The 23732-nt window shown below is 66.3% G+C and carries 24 protein-coding genes and 1 pseudogene; 7 read left to right on the top strand and 18 right to left on the bottom strand.

Translation table 11 applies throughout. The annotated features are described in order from the left end of the window. From A5760_RS05985 to A5760_RS05940, 10 genes and pseudogenes are all read right to left on the bottom strand, one after another. Positions 1 to 535 (bottom strand): annotated as a pseudogene (locus tag A5760_RS05985) (type VII secretion-associated serine protease); the annotation flags it as partial. Continuing rightward, positions 520 to 2049, bottom strand: coding sequence for a type VII secretion integral membrane protein EccD (eccD, locus tag A5760_RS05980; protein WP_082279363.1), 1530 nt, complete (start codon positions 2047 to 2049; stop codon positions 520 to 522). The gene eccD and the pseudogene A5760_RS05985, both read right to left, overlap by 16 nt. Further along, complete coding sequence (locus A5760_RS05975; RefSeq protein ID WP_139334722.1) at positions 2046 to 3071, bottom strand: MinD/ParA family ATP-binding protein; 1026 nt, start codon at positions 3069 to 3071, stop codon at positions 2046 to 2048. The genes eccD and A5760_RS05975 overlap by 4 nt, the downstream gene beginning before the upstream one ends. A gap of 162 nt (positions 3072 to 3233) precedes the next feature. Beyond that, entirely contained in the window at positions 3234 to 4064 is an 831-nt protein-coding gene (locus A5760_RS05970) for an ESX secretion-associated protein EspG (protein ID WP_064878598.1), read from the bottom strand. A 115-nt stretch (positions 4065 to 4179) separates the two neighbouring features. Continuing rightward, the gene (locus tag A5760_RS05965) at positions 4180 to 4467 is read right to left on the bottom strand and encodes a WXG100 family type VII secretion target (protein ID WP_007771836.1); all 288 of its coding nucleotides are present in this window, start codon (positions 4465 to 4467) and stop codon (positions 4180 to 4182) included. A 51-nt stretch (positions 4468 to 4518) separates the two neighbouring features. Then, positions 4519 to 4833, bottom strand: a complete 315-nt coding sequence (locus tag A5760_RS05960; protein ID WP_064878596.1) for a WXG100 family type VII secretion target — start codon at positions 4831 to 4833, stop codon at positions 4519 to 4521. A gap of 97 nt (positions 4834 to 4930) precedes the next feature. Then, on the bottom strand, positions 4931 to 6112 hold the full coding sequence (locus A5760_RS05955; RefSeq protein ID WP_064878594.1) for a PPE family protein: 1182 nt from the start codon (positions 6110 to 6112) through the stop codon (positions 4931 to 4933). A 30-nt stretch (positions 6113 to 6142) separates the two neighbouring features. Continuing rightward, the gene (locus A5760_RS05950) at positions 6143 to 6451 is read right to left on the bottom strand and encodes a PE domain-containing protein (RefSeq protein ID WP_064878592.1); all 309 of its coding nucleotides are present in this window, start codon (positions 6449 to 6451) and stop codon (positions 6143 to 6145) included. A 247-nt stretch (positions 6452 to 6698) separates the two neighbouring features. Beyond that, positions 6699 to 7097 (bottom strand): VOC family protein, encoded by a 399-nt coding sequence (locus A5760_RS05945; protein ID WP_064878590.1) that lies wholly within the window; start codon positions 7095 to 7097, stop codon positions 6699 to 6701. Between the two features lie 64 nt (positions 7098 to 7161). After that, positions 7162 to 8490: a sensor histidine kinase gene (locus A5760_RS05940; RefSeq protein ID WP_064878588.1), complete on the bottom strand. Its 1329-nt coding sequence runs from the start codon at positions 8488 to 8490 to the stop codon at positions 7162 to 7164. A gap of 226 nt (positions 8491 to 8716) precedes the next feature. Between A5760_RS05940 and A5760_RS05935 the strand changes: the two genes are divergently transcribed. From A5760_RS05935 to A5760_RS05920, 4 genes are read left to right on the top strand one after another with little or no spacing between them, the layout of a single operon-like run. Beyond that, a complete protein-coding gene (locus A5760_RS05935) occupies positions 8717 to 9319 on the top strand; it encodes a TetR/AcrR family transcriptional regulator (RefSeq protein ID WP_064878586.1) in 603 nt (200 codons plus the stop codon). A 25-nt stretch (positions 9320 to 9344) separates the two neighbouring features. Then, positions 9345 to 10556 carry an acyl-CoA dehydrogenase family protein gene (locus tag A5760_RS05930; RefSeq protein ID WP_064878584.1) on the top strand — a complete coding sequence of 404 codons (1212 nt, stop codon included), beginning with the start codon at positions 9345 to 9347 and terminating at the stop codon, positions 10554 to 10556. 60 nt (positions 10557 to 10616) lie between these two features. Next, positions 10617 to 11036 carry a hypothetical protein gene (locus A5760_RS05925; protein WP_064878582.1) on the top strand — a complete coding sequence of 140 codons (420 nt, stop codon included), beginning with the start codon at positions 10617 to 10619 and terminating at the stop codon, positions 11034 to 11036. 30 nt (positions 11037 to 11066) lie between these two features. Next, positions 11067 to 12284, top strand: coding sequence for a GNAT family N-acetyltransferase (locus tag A5760_RS05920; RefSeq protein WP_064878580.1), 1218 nt, complete (start codon positions 11067 to 11069; stop codon positions 12282 to 12284). 5 nt (positions 12285 to 12289) lie between these two features. Here the strand turns inward: A5760_RS05920 and A5760_RS05915 are convergent, their stop codons facing one another. Further along, on the bottom strand, positions 12290 to 13252 hold the full coding sequence (locus A5760_RS05915) for an alpha/beta fold hydrolase (protein WP_155764221.1): 963 nt from the start codon (positions 13250 to 13252) through the stop codon (positions 12290 to 12292). A 38-nt stretch (positions 13253 to 13290) separates the two neighbouring features. Here A5760_RS05915 and A5760_RS05910 point away from each other — a divergent pair, with 38 nt between their 5' ends. Beyond that, positions 13291 to 13983: a DUF998 domain-containing protein gene (locus A5760_RS05910; protein WP_064878577.1), complete on the top strand. Its 693-nt coding sequence runs from the start codon at positions 13291 to 13293 to the stop codon at positions 13981 to 13983. On the opposite strand, the gene A5760_RS05905 is transcribed toward A5760_RS05910, so the two are convergent. The 4 genes from A5760_RS05905 to A5760_RS05890 all read right to left on the bottom strand — a co-directional run bounded on the left by A5760_RS05905 (position 13928) and on the right by A5760_RS05890 (position 16987). Further along, positions 13928 to 14629: an ABC transporter permease gene (locus A5760_RS05905; RefSeq protein WP_064878641.1), complete on the bottom strand. Its 702-nt coding sequence runs from the start codon at positions 14627 to 14629 to the stop codon at positions 13928 to 13930. The genes A5760_RS05910 and A5760_RS05905 overlap by 56 nt on opposite strands. A 71-nt stretch (positions 14630 to 14700) precedes the next feature. Further along, on the bottom strand, positions 14701 to 15669 hold the full coding sequence (locus A5760_RS05900; RefSeq protein ID WP_419538224.1) for an aliphatic sulfonate ABC transporter substrate-binding protein: 969 nt from the start codon (positions 15667 to 15669) through the stop codon (positions 14701 to 14703). Beyond that, the gene (locus A5760_RS05895; RefSeq protein WP_082279362.1) at positions 15663 to 16448 is read right to left on the bottom strand and encodes an ABC transporter ATP-binding protein; all 786 of its coding nucleotides are present in this window, start codon (positions 16446 to 16448) and stop codon (positions 15663 to 15665) included. Before A5760_RS05895 ends, A5760_RS05900 begins: the two co-directional genes overlap by 7 nt. Before the next feature lie 257 nt (positions 16449 to 16705). Then, the gene (locus A5760_RS05890) at positions 16706 to 16987 is read right to left on the bottom strand and encodes a hypothetical protein (RefSeq protein WP_064878573.1); all 282 of its coding nucleotides are present in this window, start codon (positions 16985 to 16987) and stop codon (positions 16706 to 16708) included. A gap of 244 nt (positions 16988 to 17231) precedes the next feature. Between A5760_RS05890 and A5760_RS05885 the strand changes: the two genes are divergently transcribed. After that, positions 17232 to 18446, top strand: a complete 1215-nt coding sequence (locus A5760_RS05885; protein ID WP_082279361.1) for an MFS transporter — start codon at positions 17232 to 17234, stop codon at positions 18444 to 18446. A gap of 23 nt (positions 18447 to 18469) precedes the next feature. On the opposite strand, the gene A5760_RS05880 is transcribed toward A5760_RS05885, so the two are convergent. Together A5760_RS05880 and A5760_RS05875 are read right to left on the bottom strand one after the other, a co-directional pair. Next, entirely contained in the window at positions 18470 to 19507 is a 1038-nt protein-coding gene (locus A5760_RS05880; RefSeq protein ID WP_064878638.1) for an LLM class F420-dependent oxidoreductase, read from the bottom strand. Positions 19508 to 19518: 11 nt separating this feature from the next. After that, positions 19519 to 19941, bottom strand: a complete 423-nt coding sequence (locus A5760_RS05875; RefSeq protein ID WP_064878572.1) for a nuclear transport factor 2 family protein — start codon at positions 19939 to 19941, stop codon at positions 19519 to 19521. A 121-nt stretch (positions 19942 to 20062) separates the two neighbouring features. On the opposite strand from A5760_RS05875, the gene A5760_RS05870 reads away from it, so the two are divergent. Then, entirely contained in the window at positions 20063 to 20668 is a 606-nt protein-coding gene (locus A5760_RS05870) for a PadR family transcriptional regulator (RefSeq protein WP_064878570.1), read from the top strand. Here A5760_RS05870 and A5760_RS05865 read toward each other — a convergent pair. Beyond that, positions 20655 to 23630 (bottom strand): aminotransferase class I/II-fold pyridoxal phosphate-dependent enzyme, encoded by a 2976-nt coding sequence (locus A5760_RS05865; protein WP_064878568.1) that lies wholly within the window; start codon positions 23628 to 23630, stop codon positions 20655 to 20657. The genes A5760_RS05870 and A5760_RS05865 overlap by 14 nt on opposite strands. Between the last annotated feature and the right edge of the window lie 102 nt (positions 23631 to 23732).

The raw sequence follows: 23732 nt of genomic DNA, 5'->3' as shown, positions 1-23732 counted from the left end.
GGGGTGGAACTTCGACCGGCGGGGGCGGTGCCCCGGCGACCGGCGGCGGGCCGGCCGGCGGAGGGAACGCCGGAGTGGCGGGCATCGGCCGCGGCATTGGCAAAATCCCTTGCGGCGCAGCGCCGATGATCGAGCCGACGATCGTGCCGTGCGCGTCGCAATCCGACAGACCGTCCTCGCCCATGATGTAGTCGCCACCGGGCACCACCGGTAGTCGCGAGTTCGGCGAGACCCCGGTGTCGATGACCGCCACGGGCACGCCGTTGCCGGTGCTGTACTGCCACGCCTTCGTGATGTTCAGCAGGTTGAAGCCGGGTGCCATCTGCGCGACATCGGGGTTGCGCACGGTGATCGGGGTCGAGCAGCTGTTGGCGCGGCGCATCGGCTGGTCGGATCGTGGCGGACCGTCCGGCGGCACCATTCCCGGATCCACCATGGGTGGTGTAATGGCAAGTGCGGCAGGGATGTTGGCTGATAACGCGACCAGGGTGACGGCGGCGGTCACCGCCGCGGCCCTTTTCAGTGGCGAATCCACGTGAAGAGCCCTCCCAAGGCCGCCGCCGCCGGCAACAGGACGATGAACGCGAGCACTTCCACCCATTCCACGGTCAACCGGATGAATGGCCGAAACCTCATGGCCGGCACCAAAAGTGCCGCGGCCAAACCCAACGCGGCGAACGTCGCCACCGCCACCACCGGCCACATCAGCCCGGTCATGGCGTCGTTCGGCGCGGCGACCGCGTATTTGACCACCCCCGCGCACACCGCGGCGGACGCCCCGCACACGAGCGCTATGGCCTGATATTTGGCGGCGAACCCTCGCCCCTGGGTGAGGAAGATGCCCACCACGAGCCCGGCGACCACCAGCGCCAACCACGCCCACTGGCGTCCCGGCGTCAACACGCCCCACACCGCGGCGGGCAGCACTACCGACACCCCGACGCACAGGCCCACCTGGACCGCGTTGACCAAGCGCGCCGAGGCGGCGATCGCGGCACCGCGCGCGGTGATGTCGGTCAATTCGTTGTCCTCGTCCTCGGATTCGTCCTCACTGACCGGAGACACCGTGTCGACGGGCATTCCCTCGCGCCGCGCGAACAGATCACGGCCGGTGATCGATCCGAAATGCGGCGGTCTGACCCGCGCCACCCACAACGCGATCAGGGGGGCCATCCGGACCAGGACAAGCAATCCGACCAACACGCAGACCGCCAGCACCTGGGCCGAGGCCGGCCGGAACATGCGGACGGCGGCGACGGCGGCCAGGATCCCGCAGACGGTCACCACCGCGGTGACCACCGCTGTCTGCCAACGGTTTCGCGCGGTCACCCCGATGGCGATGGCGCCCAGGATCACCACGACGGCGCCGATGAGGCCATGAGCCGCACCCAGCACACCGGGGGGCGCGCAGGCACCGGCGGTGGCGAGCGACAACACCGCCAGCCAGGCGAACCCGCTGAACAGGTCGCGCCGCTCCCGCCACCCGCTCCGCACCACCAGCGTCGCGACCAGCAGCAGGGCGCCGACGGCGCCCGACACCGTGGCCGGGATGGGGCCGTCGGTGAAGGTCCGTGCCCGCAGGGTCAGGGCCGCCACGACCCCGACGGCCATCGCGATCACCGCGACCGCGGTGTGTGCGGCCGTCAACGGTGTCACCGGCGCGAACATCCGATCGCCACCGTCGCGGCCCAGCCACTTGCCCATGGCCGCCAACCCCGTGGACAGCGACTCGTATTGCGGTTCGAACGACTCGCCGTCGACCCGGGGCACCAGCACCAGGGTGTCGCCGTCCTGGACGCCCAGCTCGTCGAGGCTTTTGTTGATATCGAGGCGAACGCCGTTGATCTTGTGGAGTTCGTAGCTGCCGGCGGGCAATGCGATGCCGTCAAAGCCTTTGCGCTTCAAATCGGCATCGAACAGCTCGACCATTCCCTCGAAGAATCCCTCCATCGGAATTCCGGCGGGGAATACCTGCGAACACAGGTGCTTCTCGTAAGAAATGTTGACCGCACAACGCGCCGGGAAGGCGACCTTATGCGGCGCTGTCACGGCACGGACCGCTCGGCGTCAGGAATGTATTTGTCCGCCAACCCGGCGGTGATTTCGAAGAGGCGCAATCGCGATTTCTTATTCAGCTCGTGAACCGTATCGATGATGCCGCCTTTGGCGAGGTGGGGATCAAACGGCAGCACTTCGACCGTCGCCCCGACCTTGGTGAACCGCTCGGTCAGGTAAGCCAACGCATCCTTGTCGGTGATCTGGTCGGTGTGGTTGACAATCACGGTGCTGCGCGAGACCAATTCGTGGTAACCCTGCGACCGCAGGTAATCGACCGCCCGCAGCACCGGACGTGACCGGTCCGCGGTGATGCCGGAGACGAACACGAGGGTGTCGGTGTTCTCCAGCACCGGCTTCATCACTTCGTGCTCGAGGTCCGGAGAGGTGTCGACGATCATCACGGTGTGGGTGCGCCGCAGCCGCGACAGCACCCCGGAAAACATCGCGGGCACCAGCGGCCTGGGCTGGTCGGAGGTCCGGTTTCCGGCCAGGACGTCGAGCCCAATGACGTTTTGGCCCAGATGTTCTCGAATATCCGCGTAGCCCTGGACATCGGTGTCGTTGATGATGGCGGTGTAGTCGCCGGGCGGGGATTCGTCGATGCGGTCGGCCAGAGTCCCGAAGCCCGGGACGGCGTCGATCGCAATCACGTTCTGCGGGCGGCATTCCCGGAACACACCCCCGAGGCAGGCGACGAGCGTCGTGACGCCCACGCCGCCCTTGCCGGAGACGACCGTGATGACGTATTGCCGTCGAATATGCCGGCGGATGCGATTCTGCAAATCCCGGTAGTGCCGCTCACGGGGCGACTCACCGGGATTTATTTTGTGAAACGAGATGGAGTAAATGAATTTCCGCCATCCCGACCCTGGTGGAATTTTTCGCGGCGCGGCCAGATCGGTAATACGCATCGTGTCGGATACCGAATCCGGGAAGTTGCTGCCCCCTGACGGATCCCCCCGTCTGAGCGCTCCTTCGTCCGACATATTCGGGTCATTCCAAGGGCTCGTCACGACGAGATGCTAACACGGTTGGCGATACCGCGTTTACCCGTTCAGAAACCTTTCAAGTACGACAGGCGTTGCTATTCCAAGACTTTGGTTATCTAAGTTAGTTTCATCGGTTCGCTTCCCGCACACCATGCGCGGTTGGCGTCCGGTAGCCGAGCACACTCCTCACACCACTCGCCGATACGAGTGCCACTCGTCGCCGGCGGGCAGCCGGCGGATGAGCCGTTGAATGGCTCCGCTGATGTCCGTGCGCGAGCCCGGCGAGAGAATCTGGTACTGACGCTGGCCCGAGGTGACGCTCTCGATGCAGATCCGGCCCGCGGGGGTGTCGACGATGGACACCGTCGAATCGCCGACGGCGATCCGCGCCAATTCGTCCGGCCCGACACCGGCCTGCAGCCCCACGATGTTCGCCTGCGCGGACCGCGCGGGGTCGGCGGCCGTCAGGACCATCTGCAGCTGGTCGGCGTCGAGGCGCTGTTCGAGCAGGAACGAGCGCAAGCTGGCGGTGTCGCGCACCGAGTTGAGCAACTGCTCGGTGTCGAGGGTGACCGGCTTCAGCGGCGCCGTCTCGGCGACGCCGCACAGCCGCTCGATCTGACCGACCAGGAGGTCACTGGCCGACGCTTCGTTGCCGGCCGTGCCCGCGGGATACAACCGCACCATGTCGCCGTGGCGTTCCAACACCACCCACCACGTCGCGAAACGGCAAATCGATGCGCGCGTCGGCTCGCGGCCCGGAACCCCGATCATCACCAGCAGCCCCAGGTCCCGCCGTAACAGGACCGTCAGCCACTCGCGGATCATCGGATCGACATTGCCCGCCTCGTCGAGCGCACCGGCGGACACCAAATCGGCGGCCGCGGGGTGGCTCCTCGCGCGCTCCGGGGTGTCCAGTCGCGGCAGCATCGGACGCAGTCCCAGCTCAGGGCAGGTTTGCTCCACCCCGGTGAGCGCCTGCAAAACCCATAAGCCATCGACCGTCGTTGTCAGCATGTCGCTTTGACCTCACTGGTGAGCCGCCCGACCGGTGGATAAGAGACCAAAGGTGGGGCACACACGCCCGGCGCATCTGCCCCACCCTCGCTTGTCTTGGTGTGGTTGAGCGGACTCAGAACAGACCGGCGATGTGCTGGTCCGTGCTGAGCGCGTTGTCCAGCACGTGGGAGGTGGTCACCCCGTGCTGGCGGATGGTGTCGATGAGACCCTGCAGACCGGACAGCATCTGCGCCTGCGCCTCGAAGAAGCCTGATGCGCCATGGCCGGCGAAGAATTCCTGCAGGGCGTGCGTGCGGTTGGAGGTGTCGTCGAAAATCGACTGCAACTGGCCGGCGCGGGAGGCGACGTCGGTGGCGAAGTCGGCTACGGCCCCCGGGTTATAAGTGATCGGGTCGGACATTGTGAAGTTCCTTTCAGAAGACCATTAATGGAATTGCGAATGAATGGGTGGTTAGGAGCCGTGGCCGCCGAATAGCGCGGTGAACGCGTGCGAAGAATCCGCCTCGTGGCCTTCCATCAGTGCCGCCGCCTTCGTAAGGCCTTCGGCAAGCCGTGTGCCGCCGGTCAAGACTTTGTTCAAGTCGTTTTGAACCTCGATCGCCGTCGCGTGCGACGCGGTCACAGCCGAGCCAGACCAGGTGGACGGATTCATCACGTTTTCCTGATTCGCGACGTATCCCTGGCCAATTCCGATCGCGTGTTCCATGTTTGCCTGGATAGCGTTGGAAGCGTCGCGAAGCATTTGCGGTGTTACTTTGATTGTCACGGAATTCTCCTTCTCCGGTGGGCCGCCCCCCGTGAGGGCATGAAGCGAAGTGTATGGCGGCTATTTGGACCTGTCGATTCACCTTTCACCAGTGGCTTCACACTCGAGCGTCGACGACCCGCACGGTCGCGGGTTGGTCTGCCTTGTCACGGGAGCCGCGGTCGCCTCCCGCCCCGTGCCCCACGGGCATTCCGCCCATCGGGGCACCACCCATCGTCGTGGTCTGCGGTCGCATGGCCTCGGCGCCTAATGCCCCGGCCGGCCGCAGCCCCACCGGCCGGCCACTGGTGGCGGGCTCGAAGGCGCTGACCGGACGGGTGAAACTGGTTGCGGGCATGCCCGCGCCGCCCATCGATGCGCCCCCGCTCGCCCCGGCCTCCGCTGCGGAAAGCCCCGTGGTGGCCGAAACCGCCGAAACGGCCGGCGTCGCACCGCCCATGCCCATGGCGCCCGGATTGGCGAACATGCCCATCAGCGGCTGCATCATCTGCATCGGAGCCTGCATCATCTGCATGGGGGCCTGCATCACCTGCGGGACCGCCCCCATCAGTTGCTGTGCGGGCTGCATCAACGAGCCGGCCTGACTCATGAAGTCCTGGCCTCCCGACGCCGCCTGACCGGCTCCCTGGGTCCCCGTCTGCGCGCCCTGCATGGCGGCGCGCATGCCGTCGCCGGCCCCTTCGTCCGCCGCCGACTCGCCTATCGCCGCTGCCGCCTGCGCGGGGGCGGCCGGCGACGCACCCACGGACGCGATCGGCGGAGGAATGGTCAGGCTTTGCGACAAGGCCGTCAGGATCGTTCCGTAGCTGGCCCCGACCGCGGAGTTGTTCGGCCACATCGACCCGAAGTACTCGAGCTCCAGCGACGTGATCCGTGGCGTCAGTGCGCCGAGGACCAGCGGGTTGATGCCGTAATCGGCGGCGGTCTCGGTACGATTCCCGATGCACTCGGGCGCGGGACGCATTGAGCCATAGGCCATTTGATACGCCGAGACCGCGGTCGAGACCACCGCCGGCTTGACGTCGACCCAGCCGGCCAGCCCGTGCAGTGACGCGTTCAGCGCGGTCGCGTTTGACGCCGAGGCCAACGAACCCGAGCCCGTCCAGCTCGCCGACGTCGCCACGGTGTTGATCGTCGAGGCGATGCTGGAGCCGTGATGGGTGGCCGCCAAGGCAGTCCAGGCGGCCTGGTTCGCCAAGTGAGTGATGACGCCGGCCCCCGCCTTGAGCAGCAGGTCGTTTTCCTCAGGCGTACGCGCAGCCCACCCCGGATCGGCCATGCGTACTTCCCCCTTTTACGTCGCTGAGCCCTAAGCCCCGATTGCCATCGTCAAGCTGCGCATGAGCTCGGTGACGAGGTACGTGCTCGAGGCGATGCTCTGCGTGCCGGCGAACAGGCCGCGCTGGGCGGCGTGCTCGGACACTACGCCCAGATAGCTGCCACCGCAGGCGTTGAGCGCCGCCGCGAACATGGCCGAGTCGGGGTCACCGCCCATCGGCAGCACCCCCAGCAGGACCGGCGCGGCCGCCGAAGCCGCCGCTTGGGTCTCAGCGCTGATGGCCGACTCCGCACCTGCCGACGCCAGAACCGCCTCTGTCTGCACCGACGTGAATACCATGATTTCCCTCCGAACGCTCAACCCAAATCCACGTGCTTGGGGCCTTAGTGTAGTGCGGTTTCGTTGATCTTGTATTCAGTGCAGTTTTGGCGGAACTTAGGCCCGAAATTCAGTTAAGTAACGCTGGCCCCGGGGGCGAAAGATCCGGATCCCAGAACGCGTCGTCTATAAACCTCAGTCGCCACTCAAGACTCGGCAGTCACAAATGCACCGCGGTTACCTGGTGCGCCCGCATCATGCCCTTTATCTAGTCACGGTCGTGATGGCATACGGCTTCGAGTTTGATGCCGAACGGGTCGTACCAAAAGGTGGCGTAATAATGACCGGGATATTGCGGGAAATGGCGCGGCGGGTGGATGACGGTGCCTCCGATCCGGACGACGTGATCATGCACCGCCCGCACCGACGACCGCCGCCGCACAATGAATGCCAGATGCTGCAGCCCGGCTCGCTGCGACGAGTACTCATGCGGCTCGACCGCCGAATAGAAGAACAAGTAAGTGCCCGGTTTGTTTTTGGCAGGCCGATAGGAAAACTCGTCGTCGGCATGAAAGAACGCCTCGAAGTCGACAAGAGGCATCAGCGCGTCGTAATACCGTTTTGCGGCTGACAAATCGGGCACGTTGATGCCGAGGTGGCCGAGCATGGCTCATTGTCCGACATCGAGCGCGTGGAGCGCACGGTGGCGGGCCGGCGCCGGCGAACCACAGCTACGCCGGGCCACGCCCATCACCGGCCAGCCGCAACAGCAGCCGGGTGCCGCCCAGCGGGCTGGTCTGCAATGCCGCTGTGCCCCCGTGTAATTCGGCCTGCTGGGCGACCAGCGCCAGGCCTAGTCCCGATCCCGACCGTGAGGCCGTCGACCCGCGGGCGAAGCGTTCGAAGACCGTGGCGCGTTCGGACTCCGGGACCCCGGCGCCGTCGTCGTCGATCGCGATCTCCACACCCTCAGCAGAGCTGCCTACGGTCAGCAGGATCTTGCCGGCGTTGCCGTGCTTGACGGCGTTGGCGATGGCGTTGTCGATGACCAGCCGCAGACCCGTGGGCAGCCCGATCATCAGCACCGTCGGCGAGGGCACCAGCGACACCTCGACGTCGGGGTAGACGCGTAGCGCGTCGTGAGCGGCACGATCCAACAGCTCGGTGATGTCGAACGGGACGAAATCATCGACTGTGGTCAGTTCGCCCTGGGCCAGCCGCTCCAGCGCAGTCAGGGTGGCCTCGATGCGGCTCTGGGTGCGGATGACGTCGCCGATGACCTCGTGTCGCTGCTCGGGCGGCAGGTCCAGGGTGGACAGCACCTCCAGGTTGGTGCGCATCGCGGTCAGCGGCGTGCGCAACTCGTGGGAGGCGACTGCGGCGAAGTCGCGGGCCGATTCGAGGGCGGCCTTGGTGCGCTCCTGCTCCTTGCCGATGCGGGCCAGCATTCCCTCTACCGCTTCGGCGATCTCCACGGCCTCACGCACGCCGCGCACCTGCACCTCGTCGGGACTGGACTGCGCGTTGATCGCCCGGGCCTGCTGCGCCAGTAAGAGGAACGGGTTGACCATGATCAGCGAGATCACCCAGCCCACCACGACGGTGCCGCCGATCACGCTGGCGCAGATGAGTAACACCCGCAGGTGCAATTCGTTGATCCGATGCTGGGCTTCGGCCAACGGCGCGGCCAGCGCTATCGAGGCGGGGCCCGCGGTGAAGGTACGGACGCGGTACTGCACCCCGTTGATGGTGGTGTTCGCATAGCCGTCGGGAAGCTGGGGCAACACGATGCTGCTCGGCACCGACACGGTCACCCCGCCGATGCGCGCGGTGCGCACCAGGTTGCCGTCCGGCGCGGGCCGGTCCGGACTCGTGTGCTCCGCGTTGTTGAGCAGGCTGCTGATGTCACCGAGGCTGCTGACCGAATCGAGCCGCCGATCGAGCTGGTTGTACTGATCGTTGGTGACGCCCACCCAGACCCAGGTGCCCAGCAGGACGACCAGGGTCATCACCGATATGGCGGCGACGATGACGATGGTGCGCAGCGACAGCACCCGCATCGGCAGCTCTACACGCGGTAGGACGCGAATGTCAGGCTCCTTCAGTGGGTCGCCGGTCCTTATCAACCAACCTGAGTACAACCCTCACAGCCGTACCGGTCCGGCGCGCTCAAGCGCAGTGGCGTTTCGCAAGAATTTAACGCTAACCGCCGCGCCGTCTCCTCCGTCACGTGCCAAAACCGGGCCGATTTTGGCTTGACCAGCGTGAGTGAGTACTCTCTCACCTATGCTCGCCTCGGGACGCGACCGGCTGCTCTCCGCAGCCCTGCGGCTCTTCGCCGCCAAGGGCTACGCGGCGACGTCAGTGGCCGACATCCAGCGGGAGTCCGGGCTGGCGCCCGGCTCGGGCGCGCTCTACAAGCACTTCGGCTCCAAGCGCGAGCTACTCGAGGCGGCGGTCGCACACCGGATCGACAGCATCGTGGCCGCGCGAGAGCAATACGACGCGGGGCAACCGGGCAGCGTTGAGCGGGCGGTGCGCATCGCCGGCCAGCTGATCTGGAGCAACCTCAAACAGAGCGAGGATCTGCTCAAGGTCATGCTGCGCGAACCCGACGAGCTCGGCGATCTCGATGAGAAGACGTGGCAGGTGATCACCGACAACGCCTACCAACGCTTCGCCGACGAACTGGCCGCGTCAAATCGGTCCGGCCGCACCAGCATTCCCGATCCCGAAGCGGCCGCGGCGGTCGCGATCGGGTCGCTGTCCTACGCGGCGACGCTGCAAGCGCTGACCGGTCGCCTGCCCGGCAACACCGATGAAGAACGGTACTTCGAGGCGTGGGTCAACCAGACGGTCAGCGTCCTCCACCAGTACAGAAACCGTTGATTCGCAACCTTTCAGGAGCACAGCTGTGACATTCTCCATGCAACTGTCTGACGACGTGATCGAGGTGCGCGATTGGGTGCACAAGTTCGCGGCCGACATCATCCGACCGGCCGCGGCCGAATGGGACGAACGGGAGGAAACCCCGTGGCCGGTGATCCAAGAGGCCGCAAAGGTCGGCCTGTACTCCCCCGACTTCTTTGCGCAGCAGGCCGCCGAAGAGACCGGGCTGGGGATGCTGACCGCGTTCGAGGAGATGTTCTGGGGTGACGCCGGCATCGCGCTGTCCATCATGGGCACTGGCCTGGCCGCGGCGGCGTTGGCGGGCAACGGGACTCCCGAACAACTGGGACGCTGGCTTCCCGAGATGTTCGGTACCCCCGACGAACCCAAGCTGGGTGCCTTCTGCTCATCGGAGCCCGACGCGGGCTCCGACGTCGGCGGCATCCGCACCCGGGCGCGCTACGACGAGGCGGCCGGTGAGTGGGTGCTCAACGGCACCAAGACCTGGGCCACCAACGGCGGCATCGCCAACGTGCACATCGTGGTGGCCTCGGTCTATCCCGAGCTCGGTACCCGCGGCCAGGCCAGCTTCGTCATCGGGCCGGACACCAAAGGTCTGGCGCAGGGCCAGAAGTTCAAGAAGCACGGGATCCGCGCCTCGCACACCGCCGAGGTGGTCCTCGACAACGTCCGCCTGCCCGAGGACGCCATCCTCGGCGGCCGGGAGAAATTCGAGGCGCGGATCGCCCGGGTCAAGTCCGGTGCCTCCACGGGTGGCCAGGCGGCGATGAAGACCTTCGAGCGCACCCGGCCCACGGTCGGAGCGATGGCCGTCGGCGTCGCGCGGGCCGCCTACGAGTACGCGCTCGACTATGCCTGCCAGCGTGAGCAATTCGGCCGCAAAATCGGTGAGTTTCAGGCGGTGGCGTTCAAGCTCGCGGATATGAAGAGCCGTATCGACGCGGCCCGGCTGCTGGTGTGGCGGGCCGGCTGGATGGCGCGCAACAACCAGAACTTCGACTCGGCCGAGGGTTCGATGGCCAAGCTGGTCGCGAGCGAGGCCGCGGTCTACGTCACCGACGAGGCCATCCAGATCCTGGGCGGCAACGGCTACACCCGCGACTACCCCGTGGAGCGCATGCACCGTGACGCAAAGATCTTCACGATCTTCGAGGGCACCAGCGAGATCCAGCGGTTGGTGATTTCGCGGGCGGTGACCGGCCTGCCCATCCGTTAGCAGGCGTACAAGTCCTTGCGTCTGATAGCTTCTGCGGCACAGGAACCGTTAGGGGCTCACGTGAAGCGTGCGGTCGTCGCGGCACTCGGAATCGTCGTCGTCGGCTGCTGGGTGGGCGCGCCCCGGGCGATCGCGGATAACCCGGCCTGCACGGCGTCGGTGTGTGCCTTCCTGTCGCCGTCGCGCAACATCAGTTGCGAGGTCGACTACCAGCGGGACCCCGGCATCCCCGACGAGGCCTATTGCCAGACCAACGAGCCCCCCGCCTCCGTGCGCCTGTCCGCGACCGGCGCGGTCACCAACTGCACGGGTGTTTCGTGCCTCGGCAACGCGGGGATCGGCACGCCGGTCCTGGCCTACGGCCAGACCGCCGCAGTCGGTCCGTTCAGCTGTGCGTCCAAGGCCGATGGCGTCACCTGCACGGTGTCCTCGGGCCGTGGGTTCACGATTTCCAACGCGGGCATCACACCCATCGGGTGACGCTGTGCGCGGGCGCGACATGATGGCCGGATGACCACCGAGATCCGGGTTCTCGATACCGAGGACGACCTCGTCGCCGCGGCGAGATTGTTTCGCACCGCAATGGTGGGCCTGCCGCCCATCTCGAACCTGCCGCCCGGCCAGATCACCAAGCTGCTCGACCCCGGCCGCACCATCGGCGCATTCATCGACGGAGCACTCGCCGGCACCGCGGACGCCGTGACGAGCACCCTCACCCTTCCGGGCGGAGCCACCGTCAGCCACGCCGCCGTGACTCATATCGGGGTGCTGCCGTCGCACACCCGAAGGGGCGTCGCCTCCGAGCTGATCGGCCACCAGCTCCACGACATCGCCGAGCGCGGCGAGGTGGTCGCGTCGTTGCGGGCGTCGGAGGCCACCATCTATGAGCGATACGGCTACGGGGTGGCGAGTTGCTTCCAGAGCGTGGAGATTACGAGCGCGCGGGCGGCGTTTCGCCCCGAGGTCGGGCCGGGTGGTCCGGTGCGGTTGCTCGACGCCGCCGAGGTCTGGGAGATCTTGCCCCGCGTCTATGACGCCAATCGTCCGTCCCGTCCCGGAACCATCGATCGCCCGCGGACGTGGTGGGAGAGCGCACGGCGTCGCACCGAATCCTCGCCGGGTGCTTGGTATGTCGCCGTTCATGGCGAACCGGGCTCCGAGTCGGGCTTCGCCCGGTACCGGCCCGTCGACACCGAGAATTGGTTCGTCAGCGACCAGCGCACCATCGTGGTCGAGGATTTCTTCGCGCCCACCGCCGACGCCTATCTCGGGCTGCTGCGATTCCTGCTCGGCCTGGATCTCGTTCACCGAGTGCTGTTTTGGATGCTACCCATCGACGACGCGCTCCCCTGGCTTTTCGTTGATCGCCGGGCGGCGAAGGTCACCGCGGTGCACGACGAAACGTGGCTTCGGATCATCGATGCCCGGCGTGCGCTGGCGGCGCGCTCCTACGTCGACGGCGGGGCCGTCACGATCGCGGTGAACGACCCAGTGCTGCCGAGCAATTCAGCGAACTTCACGATCACCGGCGACGGCGCCGAACCAACGACCCGCCGCGCCGACGTCTGCGTGGGGATCGACGGACTGGGTGCCGCGTTGCTCGGCGGCACGCGCTGGCGCAGTCTCGCCGCCGCCGGGTTGGCCCGGGCCGACGATCCGGGCGCGCTGGACGTGGCCGATCGACTGTTCGCGGTGCCCGAAGCGCCGCACGCCGGGACCTTCTTCTAGCCGGGTCAGCGGTTCGGCTGCGCCCGTTGCATCGCCAGACGCACGCCGGCCACCACCAGATCGGGCTGGTGGATCTGGATGAAATGGTCGCTGCCGGTCGCGATCAGGTGCGGTGTCTGCGGCCGCAGCGCGATCAGATCCGCTGAGGCCTCTCGCCACGCCTGCTCCAGCTTGGCGCCCTGCTCGGGTGTGACGCTGCCGGGAATCGCGAACGGTTCGGTCCTGGTCAGCACGACGGTGGGAACGGGCGGGAAAGCCGGGGCCGCGCCAACCTGGGCGACACTCTTCTCGATGTCGATCTCCTCGAACTCAGGCGAGTTTGCGAACTGAGGCAGCGGCTGGTCCAACGCCTGGCGATAGGTCGGCCAGTCCGCGCCCAGCAGGCCCGGTATCTCGACAGGAAAGGCATCGACGAACGCCAGCGCCCGTACCTGGTCGGGATAGGTCTGGGCATACAGCCGGGTGAACAGCCCGCCCAGCGAGTGCCCGACCAGGACGTACGGGCCCGGAAGACGGGCGGCTGCGAGTAACGCATGCAAATCCTGGACAACGTCCTGCGCGGTGCGGGGCATGGCCACCGGCGAACTGCGGTCGGAGATGCTGGGCGGATCGGGATAGCGCAGGGTGCCGGGCCGATCGTAGGCGCACACGCGGTGGTCGGCGGCCAGGGCCGGCAGCACGGCCGGGCCCGTTGCCGGCGCGGTGGCGTCGGAATGACTCCACGGATCCGACGAGTTGTGATACCCGGACTCCAAAATGACTGTGGGCCCGCCCTTTCCGTGGCATTCGAGATACAGGTGCCGGCCGTTGCCGATCTCGATCGGACCCGCGAACACACCGCCCGACGACGGCGCACCGCGATTGTGCGCCGGCCCGCCGCATCCCACCACCGCCACCAGCAGCGCGGCGGTCAGCAGCCAGCGACGAACACCCGCCGCGCTTCTCCCGATCTCCCGCACTGCACGCATCGCGTTATTGTGCGGGTAACCCGGCCCCACGTGAAAGCATGACCACCAAAATGGAACACAACTTGGCCAGCACGCGCGGCGCAGCCCTGTGGATCGTGGCGGCCATCGGTTACCTGGTCCTGGAGGCGATCGCCGCCGCGGCCTTCGGGCCGCCCTACAGCTACACACGCAACTACATCAGCGATCTCGGTCTTCCCAGCGGCACACTGGTGCACGGACATCCGATCTACTCGCCCCGCGCGTACTTGATGCATGGGGCGTTCTACCTGCAGGGCATCCTGTTCTTTCTCGGGGCATCGCTGATCGTGGGTGTCCCCGACAACCGAGGGGCGCGGGGATTTTTGGGCGCTGTCGCCACGAACGCGGTCGGCAACATCGTGGTCGGATCGGTGCACAGCGGCACGGCGCACGTCGCCGGCGCCGTGCTGGCGATCGTCGGGGGCAACGCCGCCATCTTGCTGGGCGCCGGTGTCATCGGGCCGCTTGCCGGCTGGCGCCGGTATCGCGGGCTATCCAAAGCGATTGCGGCCCTTGGCCTGTTGTGCTGGGCCATGCTGACGATCAATTCTGCGACTGCGACGACGTTCCTGCTGCCTGACGGCGCTTGGGAACGCGGCAGCGTGTATACGATCACGGGGTGGCAGTTGCTCACCGCCGCTTGCCTGCTGGTGGAAACTACCCGCGCCGCCGCACGATCCGGGTCTCGACAGCGCCCAGGGCCCCGTCGGTGAGTTTGCCCAACCCGGCCAGCAGCACGATGGCCAGCAGCATCACGTCGGTGCGACCGCTGTTTTGGCTGTCGATCAGCAGAAAGCCAAGGCCCTTCGAGGACGCGATCAGTTCGGCGGCCACCACGAATAGCCAAGCGTTCGCCAGGCCTAGTCGCAGCCCGTTCACCAACTCCGGCGCCGCGGCGGGCAGCATCACTGTCCTCAACAGCGAGGCGCCCTGCCGCCCGTAGGCCCGGCCCACCTCCAGCAGCTGAGCGTCGACATGCGAGAGTGCCGACGCCGTGGTCGTGTAGACCGGGAAAAACGCACCGATGGCGACCATGAGGATCTTCGGTGTTTCGTCGATGCCAAACCACAAGAGCAGCAACGGTACCCACGCCAGCGACGGCACGGTACGGAAGGCGGCGACGGTCGGGGCAAGCAACCTGCGCCCGGTGGCCGATAGCCCGATGAGTGAACCCAGCGCGAGCGCCGCCGCCGCGCCGGCCAGGTAGCCGGCCAGAACCCGCGCACCGCTCGCCTTCAGGTGCGTCCACAGCTCGCCGTGCCGCAGCAGTCCGCCCACCGCGGAAACGACGTCGGCGGGAGGCGGGAGCTGGCTGGGTGAGAAATACCCGGTGACCGCGGTGGCAAGCTGCCAGATCACCAGCAGCAGCGCCGGGACGATCAACCCAGCCAGGGCCACCGGCAACTTCGCCAGCGGCCCAGGCTGTTTCGTCAGTGCGCCTGCTGGGCGTACTTCGGCTCGAACAACGTGTTCAGTGCGTTGCGGCCGGCGTCGTCCGATCTGATATCGCCGTCGGCCACCGCCAGCGGCTCGACCCTGGTCAGCACCGCGTGCAGCCAATCCCCCGGCACCGGGTCGATGTCCAATGCCGTTCGCTGCAACTCCTCTTGGGCGACGCTCAGCGTCACCTTCGCCTGCGAGGCCAGCAATGCCGCCAGCTCGGCCGGGTGCGTCTTTGCCCACTTCCGGGCCTCCTCATAGGTGTTGACCACCAACTGGACAGAATCGGGATGGGCGGTGATGAAATCCTCGCGGGCGTTCAACACACCGCCTGAATTGAATTCCGGGTTGCGGTAAATGATGCGGGAGCCCGATTGCTGAATCGTCTCCGCCATGAACGGGTCCAATCCGGACCACGCGTCGACATCGCCGCGCTCGAGGGCGGTCTTGCCGTCGGCGTGCTGCAGGTTGACGATTTCGATGTCACTCGCCGAAAGCCCGGCCGTCGAAAGCGATTGCAGCAGGAAGAAATACGGGTCTGTGCCCTTGGTGACGGCGACCTTCTTGCCCTTCAGGTCGGCCACGGAGTTGATCGGGGAGTTCTTGGCAACGACCAGCGCCGTCCATTCGCCCCTGGCGTACACGTCGACGATCTTGATGGGTGTGCCGTTGGCCCGCGCCAGCAACGCGGGGGACCCGCCGGTGGAGCCCAGATCCAGGGCTTTCGATCGCAGTCCCTCGTTGGCCTTGTTACTGCCCTGCGAGAGCACCCACGTGACGTTGTAGCCCTGCTTTTCCAGCAAGTGCTGATCGCGTATCACCAGGCTCAGCGGGTTGTAGTACGCGTAGTCCAGGCGAATGTCTTTCGACGCCGTGGTGCCGCCGCTCGAACCGCAGCCAGACACCGCGATGAGGGTCACGATCACCGAAATCGCCGTCTGATAACGCTCTTTCACCATGTTTTCGCGTCCTCCTCGACAGCGGGCCGCAGGCTGTCACTGCTGCGTCGGGGGACGCCGAGTTCTTCCAACAGCTGATCGCGCAGCGCGGTGATGCGCGGATCGCCGCGGTCGCGTGGTTTGGGAATCGCAACGTCGAATTCCGCGGCGATGCCGGCGCCGCCGGTCGCGTCGGTGCGCAGGACCAGCACCCGATCGGCGAGAATCACCGCCTCGTCCACGTCGTGGGTGACCAACACGGTGGTGGTGCCGGCCTCCTGTTGCACCGTGTCGAGCAAATCCTGCATCCGCAGGCGGGTCAGCGCGTCGAGGGCGGCCAGCGGCTCGTCCAGCAGCAGCACGCTGGGGCGCCGCGCCAAGGCACGGGCCAGGCCCGCACGTTGCGCCATCCCCCCGGACACCTGTCGCGGATAGTGATCGCGAAAGTTGGTCAAGCCGACAACGTCGAGCCAATGCTGCACTGCTGCAGACCCTTTCGACCGTCCAGTGCCCGGCGTCAGGCCGAATTCGACGTTGGCCGACAACGACCGCCACGGCAACAGGCGCGGCTCCTGGAACACCACTGCGCAGCGCGGGTCGATACCCCGGACGGCCTCACCGTCGATTTCGATGCGCCCGCCGGTGGGGCCGTCCAGACCGGCGATCAGCCGCAGCAAGGTCGATTTGCCGCTGCCCGACGAGCCCAGCAGCGCGACAACCTCGCCCGGCTCGATTTCGATGTCGACATCGCGCAGCACCGTGTGCGTTCCGAAGGTGCGGTTGACGCTACGAAGCGACACCCGTGCCGGCGCCGGGCTGGTCGATATCACCCGCGCAGCCTAGGAAGCTCCTGACGGGGCCGGAAGGTTTCAGGTGGTCATGATTTCAATGGCGCCCCGGTCCGCCCCGGATGACCTCGGGCCAACTGCCGATTTGCAGCCGGGGTCGCGCAGTAGTGGCCACCATCACCTCGGTCGCCGCGAGTTTCGGCTATGCCGTTCGTGATTGCGTGCAGCCCGACTCCCGATCGGGAACCGGCGGCGCGCCTCGGCAGCGGTCAGCCGTGTGGTGCCTCAGAGATCTTGGTGTCGGGCTTGCCGAGTGTCTGGCAGTAGGTCATCGCCGAGAGCCGCGTTGCGGAAATCTCCACATTGGTCGGGTCAGTGCCGCTCTTGTCTTTGAGCATCTTGCTGACTTCGTCGTTCTGCTTCTTCTCGTCCTGCGTGGTGAAATCTTTGCACTTCGTGTCGCCGCCGGTGTTGATGACCTGCGAGGCCGAACACGCGCTGGACAGCAAGACGGAGATCGCGATCGTGGCTGCCGCAATGTACTTCATCATTTGCCTTCCTGGGTGCGAGTAGTGGTATCAGTACACCGAATCGCCTGATTTCAAACCCCGAAGCGACATCCGAACTGGGTCCGCCGTGTTTGCAGGCGCGCTGCGAACGGCGAAATTCAGATGACGTCGGGGTGCCTGAAGCGGTGTGATCACTTCCAGCGGGAATAACTGCCCAGGTGACATCGCGTTCTACCATCGTCGGTCGGTCGCGCACGCACTTTGGGTTTGGTAGGGGAGGAGATCCGTGACCTTGTCGAATCTGCGCACCGGCCGCCGTGACAGTGCCCGGTCGCGGCGTGAGTCCGCGGGGACCCAGACGCTGTTCGTCAGCGTGTTGGCGCTGCTGCTGGCCACGGGGTGGGTCGCCAACCACTTCGTCGGGTTGATGCCGGTGATCAGCGACACCGAGCACCTCAGCACGGCCACGCTCGACGGAATCTTCGGCATTTACGCGCTGGGGCTGCTGCCAGGGTTGCTCGTCGGCGGCCGCGCGTCGGACGCGCTCGGGCGCCGGTCGGTGGCGCTGGCTGGTTCGTCGGCCGCCCTGCTGGGGACGGCGGTGATGCTGCTGTCCCAGCACACCGGCGCTCTGCTGCTGGGTCGCCTGATCGTCGGTATCGGGGTCGGCCTGGCCATCAGCTCGTGCACCGCATGGGCCTCGGATCTGAGAGGCCCGGCAGGTGCCGCGACCGCCGGAGCGGTGCTGACCGCCGGCTTCGCCCTCGGGCCCTTCGCCGGGGGCTTCATCGTGTTGGTCGGACGATCCGGCATCCGGGTGTCGTTCGGTGTCGCCGCCGCCATTGTCGTGCTGGCAACGTTGGCCGTCGCTGCGGCCCGGCACACCGACGTGACCGGGCCGGCGACGGAGTACGACTCGGAACGGGCGGCACCGGCGGTGAACGGATTCAGCCGGGCCCTGAGTTGGGCCATGCCGCTCGCGCCGTGGGTATACGCCTCGGCGACACTGGGATTCGTCACCATCCCCACCCGGTTGCACACCGCGATCGCGGCTCCGATGGCGGCGGGCACGGCCACCCTGATCGTCAACGGTGTCAGCGGTGTCGTTCAAATACTGGCGCGCGCGCTGCGGTGGGGCCCGCAGGCCGGTACGGCGGGTGCGGTGCTGGCCGCGCTGGGTTACGCGACAGCTGCGATCGCGCCGCCGGCGCTGACCCCGGCGCTGGGCCTGCCGCTATTGCTTGTCCTCGGCTGCGCGTCGGGGCTGTGCCTGCGCGAAGGATTGATCGACTTGGAGGCCGCCGCGCCGCCGCACCTGCGCGGCGCGCTGACGGGAGTGTTCTACGTCGTCACGTACCTCGGCTTCGCGCTGCCGCTCGTCCTGGCCACCGTCGGCTCCCCGGCCTCGGTGGTGATCCTGTCGGTGATGGCGGCGCTGGCCTCGGTGGCCGCGGTCGCCAGAGCGGTGCGGTTACAACGGGATAGTCACCGGCAGAACTGATTGGCCCGGCTCAGCGATGGCGATCAAACCAATTGGCGCAGCGTCTCGATCAACTTGATCCGCTCAGCCGTCGTGGACGCGATGGGTGCCACGTTCAGCGTGGTCACCCCCGCCTCGCGGAACGCCGCCAGGCGTTCCTTGACGAATTCGCGGGTACCGATCAGGTTGACGTCTCGCACCAGATCGTCGGGCACAACCTTGGCGGCACCGTCTTTGTCACCGGCCAGGTAGAGCTCCTGAATCCGGTCGGCTTCGGGGCCGTAGCCGTATTTCGTGGCCAGCGCGTGGTAGAAATTCTTGCCCTTGGCGCCCATCCCACCGATGTATAGCGCCAGGTGCGGTTTGACGAATTCCCTTAGCGGCTCGACGTTTTCACCGATGGCCAACACCGGGCCGGCATAGATGTCGAGCTCACCCAGGTCGGGGTCGCGCTTGGCCCGCCCGGCCGCCAGAGCTTCTCCCCACACGTCCTGCGCCTTTTCGGGCAGATAGAAGATCGGCTGCCAGCCCTCCGCGATCTCGGCCGCCAGTTCGACATTCTTGGGCCCCAGCGCGGCCACCAGTATCGGAATACGTTCGCGGACAGGTTGATTGATCAGCTTGAGTGGCTTGCCGAGCCCGGTGCCCCGGTCGGCGGGCAGCGGGATCGTGTAGTGCTTGCCCTGGTGTTGCACGGTCTCGCGCCGCCACACCTGGCGGCAGATGTCGATGACCTCACGGGTCCGGCCGATCGGGGCATCGTAGGGAACACCATGGAAGCCCTCGATGACCTGCGGGCCCGAGGCACCCAGGCCGAGGGTGAACCGGCCGTCGGAGACGTAGTCCAGGCCGGCCGCGGTCATCGCGGTCAGGGTGGGGGTCCGGGTGTACAACTGCAGGATGCCCGAGGCCAACCCGACGCGTTCGGTGCTCGCGGCCAGGTAGCCAAGCGCGCTCACCGCGTCGAACGAATACGCCTCGGGGACAAAGACAATGTCCAGTCCGGCGCGTTCCAGGTCGGCCACTTCGGCGGCCACGTCCTTGAACCCGCCCGCATAATTGATGCTCAGTCCAATCCGCATGGTCACTACTTCTACGCGCTACCGGATTGATTGGCCAATTCCAGCGCCTCCTGTTGGATGCGATCAAACTGGGCACCCATCGCCTCGGACAGCGCCGTCGCGCCCGACAGGGGCCGCACCATCACCATGAAGTCGTCGATGAGACCGTCGTCGTTGAAGTGCAGGAAGTCGCAGCCGGTGAGCTTCACCCCCGGCGCCCCGGCTATCCGGGTCTCGAACACGAAGGCGTGATCGCGTCCGCTCGGGTCGTGGATCTCGCGGATGTAGCGGAAGTCCTGGAAGATTCGTAACACGCCGCGCAGGATGGCGGCGGTGATCGGCTTGCCGACGTAGGGCTTGAACGCCACCGGGCTGGTGAAGACCACGGTGTCGGCCAGCATCGCCTGGATGCCCTTCTCGTCGCGCTCTTCGACGGCTTTGCGGAACGGGTGCATCAGCGGCCTCGCATAGTCAACTAGTTGAGTAGTGGAAATCGACGCTAGGGCGCCCGCCACCGGATGTCCAGAGTGCGATTAATCACTTTGTTGAATAGTCGCACCGTTGTAGCATCGACCGATGTCGCTGCGTGATGCGGTGTTGGCCGCCCTCCTCGAGGGCGAATCGTCCGGATACGACCTGGCTAAAGACTTCGACGCCTCGGTCGCGAACTTCTGGCCGGCCACCCCGCAGCAGCTGTATCGCGAACTCGACCGGCTCGCCGAGCAGGGTCTCATCCGGGCCCGGATCGTGCAGCAAGAACGCCGGCCCAACAAGCGCATGTTCTCGCTGACCGACGCCGGCCGTGACGCGATCCGGCAGTTCACGGCGACGGCGCCGAAGCCGTCGGTGATCCGCGATGAACTGATGGTCAAGCTCCAGGCCGCCGATGCCGGCGACACACAAGCCGTCCACAAATTCGTCCTCGAACGCTTGCAATGGTCGACCGCCAAACTGCAACGCTACGAACGACTTCGGGCGCGCATACTCGACGGGCGAGACGAGGAGGAACACTTTGCCCAGGCCGAACGAATCGGCCCCTACCTGACGCTGATGCGCGGAATAGCCTTCGAGGAGGAGAACATTCGATGGGCCAAGCGGGTGCTGCCCATCATCGAGCGCCGCCTGTCGGCCGGCGCTGTACCCTCCGGCCGGCCACGGCGCCGGGCTGCTACCCGCCGGTGAGTTCGTCCGCTCCCACCTCGGGGACACCGTTTCCGCTTGGCGCGATGGGCGTGGTCAGTGCGTCGCCGGGCTGCTGTCGGCCCAGCAGCTCGTCGTGCCCGATCTCGGGGACGTTGTCGCCCCGGCCGGGGCCGTCACGCTTCGCCGACTTTTTCTTCGGTGCCTTCGCTGACGCGGGAGCGGGTGCGGTTTCCGCGAAGCGGTGGCCGTTGGACGCCAGGCCGGCGGACTGGCTGACCATTTCGATGGCCTTCTCGGTGTAGACGCGGTAGCCGAAATCCGGTAGATACCCATGGATCTCGGGGGTATCGAGATCGCGCATGAATTGCAGGATCTCCCGGCTGAACACCTGCCCGGGCACCAGGACCGGGAATCCGGGCGGGTAGGGCGTCACGTAAGTCGCCGACACGACGTCGACGCCCGCATCCAGCTTCTCCACGACCTGTTCACCGGTGAGGTATTCGCAGTTGGTGTCGTCGTAGGAGAGGTAGAACCCGCGGCGCACATCTCCCTCGGGCGTCGGTTCGGTTCCGCTGTGATCCCGGAACGCAGGATGGAATCCGCTGAAATCCGGTAGCGGCAAGGACATTTCGGTGAGGCGGAAGACCGCCCGCTCGAAATGCTCGCGTTCTCCGAGGCTCATCTCGGAAATATTCTGATCCAACTCGCGGGCGATGTTCACCAGCACTTCCACCAGGAACGCGACCGAGCTGCGGGTGGTGCCGATATTGGTCATGAACAACACGCTGTTGCGCGACGTCTTGTTGATCTGGATTCCGTAGCGGTCCATCAGCTGCTGACGCTTGAAGGTGTCGCCGTCATAGCCGGTGAGTCCGATGAACAACGTGATCCGGGACGGATCGAGCACGAACTCGTCTTGATCCCAGGCCGCCATCATGTTGCGCAGGCCGGAGCGCAACGGTTGGGCGATAGCCGATGGCCGGTACTCCTCCGGAATCAGGTCCGATGTGCGCAAGCAGCGCATGTACTTGCTCAGCAGTGGGTGGTTGTCGATGGCATCGCGCAGCTGCATTGCGTTTTCGATCTGCCGTTGCACGAGTTCGACGCCTTCCAGCGCCACCTGCCGGCGGCCGAGATCCAGCGACGCGAGTATCTGGTAGTTGGGAGACGTCGACGTGTGCGCCATGTAGGCCTCGTGGAACGGCTCGGCGACCTTCTGGTCGAAATCCTGATCGAAGACATGGATCATCGATCCCTGCCGCAGCGCGGTGAGCGTCTTGTGCGTCGACTGGGTGGCGTACACCCGTACCCGGGCCCGGGCGGGATCGGGGTGCAGCCGCCGGTCCAGGAGGTCGTCGTCGGAGGGCGGATCGGCGGACTCGGCGGCCAGCTGGTCCTCGTAGCGGCTTATGTACTCGGGATCCTGGAGCCGCTCGCGCAACGCCCGCGCGGACGCCATGGCCGTGCGGGTCCGGTAGACGGGGTGGAACCGCGCGAAGGCGAACCATGCCTCGTCCCACAAGAAGACCAGATCGGGCTTGATGGCGAGGCACTCCTGCATGACGCGCTCTACGTCGTAGACGACCCCGTCGAAGGTGCAGTTGGTCAACGACATCATCTTGACCCGATCGAGCTTGCCGGCTCGCCGCAGCGCCAGCAGCTTCGATTTGATCTCCCGCAATGGCACCGCGCCGTACATCGAGTACTCGTTGAGCGGATACGCGTCCAGATAAACGACATTCGCGCCAGCTAGCATCATCCCGTAGTGATGCGACTGATGGCAGTTGCGGTCGAGCAGCACGATGTCGCCCGGTGCCACCAACGCTTGGGTGACAACCTTGTTCGCCGTGGACGTTCCGTTGGTGACGAAGTACGTGTGGCGCGAGCCGTAGGCTTGCGACGCGAGCTGTTGCGCCTCGCGCAGGGGGCCGGTCGGCTCGAGCAACGAGTCAAGGCCACCGCACGTCGCCGAGGTCTCGGCCATGAACACGTCCAGGCCGTAGAAACCCACCATGTCCTTGATCCAGTGGGAGTTGACGATCGACTTGCCCTGCGAAATCGGGAGTGCGTGAAAGACACCCGTCGGCCGGTGACTGTACTGCTTGAGGGCACTGAAAAACGGTGTGCGGTAGCGCGCGGCCACGCCTTGCAGGATGGACAGGTGCAGCTCGAGCATGCCTTCGCGGGCGTGGAACACCCGGCGGAAGTACTGGCCCAGTCGACCGGCGATGTCTTCCACCTCGATCTCGGTCATCAGGTAGAGGTCCAGCTCGGGCCGCAATTCGGCGAGCGAGAGCGCCAGGATCTGCGCGCGCTCCTCGGGTGACTGGTGATCGTTCAACTCATCTGACACCGCGGTGTCGACGAATTCCGACAGCGCCGACAGGTCCCGGGTCGACTGGTGGGAAAAGCGCCGGCGGATCACCACCGCCTGCAGGTTGACGTTCAGCCGCGCCGCAATCAGCGCTTCATCCCCGCTGGACACCACCACGAGCTCGTAGACGAATTCGTCGTCGGGCCGTCGCCATTTACGAACCTCGTTGCGCAGCGCCCTCTCCTGCTCTTCGGTCATCTTCTCCACGACGAGCACTTCGAAATACGGCCGGTCGCGCTGCGTCGCGGGTTGATGCTCGAGGAGCCGCCGCGGGTCGGAAGGGAACATGTCCAGCTCGTCGGCACCGGCGTTGTCCACGTCTCCCGAGCGGTAGGACTCCGTGGTCAGTGCCCGGTTGATCTGCCCGACCGCCTGCGCGAACTTGTCATAGCCGCCCGCCACGAAAAGTCGTTGGATACGCGCGAATTGGGGCGCACCCGGATACGCCCAGTACGGCTCCAGGGTGCTCAGGCGTGCCAGTAGCTCCTGGCAGGCGCTCGCGCATTTGTCCTTGAGCTCTCCGGTAGTGGTCGGGCGGGTCAGCCGGTCGGCGGCCTCCTCCAGCCGGCACCACGAGTCGCTGCGGACCTGCCAGAGACTGTTGTAAGCGCGCAAGTGTTCTGTCATGGCGGCCCTTTCCCGAGGCGCCGAGACACGTCCGTCCCGATGCGTTGGTCAAGGTTCGCAGAGCCAGCCCGCCCCTTGGTGACCAAAGGACGAACAACGAGC

The sequence above is a fragment of the Mycobacterium colombiense genome, from assembly GCF_001665835.1.
In the GTDB taxonomy this organism is placed as follows: Bacteria; Actinomycetota; Actinomycetes; order Mycobacteriales; family Mycobacteriaceae; genus Mycobacterium; species Mycobacterium colombiense_A.
Note: the sequence above shows the minus strand (reverse complement) of the source record. Positions and strands in the feature narration are given on the sequence as shown.

Excerpts from the sequence above, each read along its gene's own strand:
- A5760_RS05965 (WP_007771836.1), bottom strand. The coding sequence starts at position 4,467 with ATGTCCGACCCGATCACTTATAACCCGGGGGCCGTAGCCGACTTCGCC.
- A5760_RS05870 (WP_064878570.1), top strand. The coding sequence starts at position 20,063 with ATGTCGCTGCGTGATGCGGTGTTGGCCGCCCTCCTCGAGGGCGAATCG.
- A5760_RS05950 (WP_064878592.1), bottom strand. The coding sequence starts at position 6,451 with ATGGTATTCACGTCGGTGCAGACAGAGGCGGTTCTGGCGTCGGCAGGT.
- A5760_RS05940 (WP_064878588.1), bottom strand. The coding sequence starts at position 8,490 with ATGCGGGTGCTGTCGCTGCGCACCATCGTCATCGTCGCCGCCATATCG.
- A5760_RS05915 (WP_155764221.1), bottom strand. The coding sequence starts at position 13,252 with ATGCGTGCAGTGCGGGAGATCGGGAGAAGCGCGGCGGGTGTTCGTCGC.
- A5760_RS05865 (WP_064878568.1), bottom strand. The coding sequence starts at position 23,630 with ATGACAGAACACTTGCGCGCTTACAACAGTCTCTGGCAGGTCCGCAGC.
- A5760_RS05890 (WP_064878573.1), bottom strand. The coding sequence starts at position 16,987 with ATGATGAAGTACATTGCGGCAGCCACGATCGCGATCTCCGTCTTGCTG.
- A5760_RS05875 (WP_064878572.1), bottom strand. The coding sequence starts at position 19,941 with ATGCACCCGTTCCGCAAAGCCGTCGAAGAGCGCGACGAGAAGGGCATC.
- A5760_RS05920 (WP_064878580.1), top strand. The coding sequence starts at position 11,067 with ATGACCACCGAGATCCGGGTTCTCGATACCGAGGACGACCTCGTCGCC.
- A5760_RS05955 (WP_064878594.1), bottom strand. The coding sequence starts at position 6,112 with ATGGCCGATCCGGGGTGGGCTGCGCGTACGCCTGAGGAAAACGACCTG.
- A5760_RS05900 (WP_419538224.1), bottom strand. The coding sequence starts at position 15,669 with ATGGTGAAAGAGCGTTATCAGACGGCGATTTCGGTGATCGTGACCCTC.
- A5760_RS05935 (WP_064878586.1), top strand. The coding sequence starts at position 8,717 with ATGCTCGCCTCGGGACGCGACCGGCTGCTCTCCGCAGCCCTGCGGCTC.
- A5760_RS05970 (WP_064878598.1), bottom strand. The coding sequence starts at position 4,064 with ATGCTGACAACGACGGTCGATGGCTTATGGGTTTTGCAGGCGCTCACC.
- A5760_RS05910 (WP_064878577.1), top strand. The coding sequence starts at position 13,291 with ATGACCACCAAAATGGAACACAACTTGGCCAGCACGCGCGGCGCAGCC.
- A5760_RS05880 (WP_064878638.1), bottom strand. The coding sequence starts at position 19,507 with ATGCGGATTGGACTGAGCATCAATTATGCGGGCGGGTTCAAGGACGTG.
- A5760_RS05945 (WP_064878590.1), bottom strand. The coding sequence starts at position 7,097 with ATGCTCGGCCACCTCGGCATCAACGTGCCCGATTTGTCAGCCGCAAAA.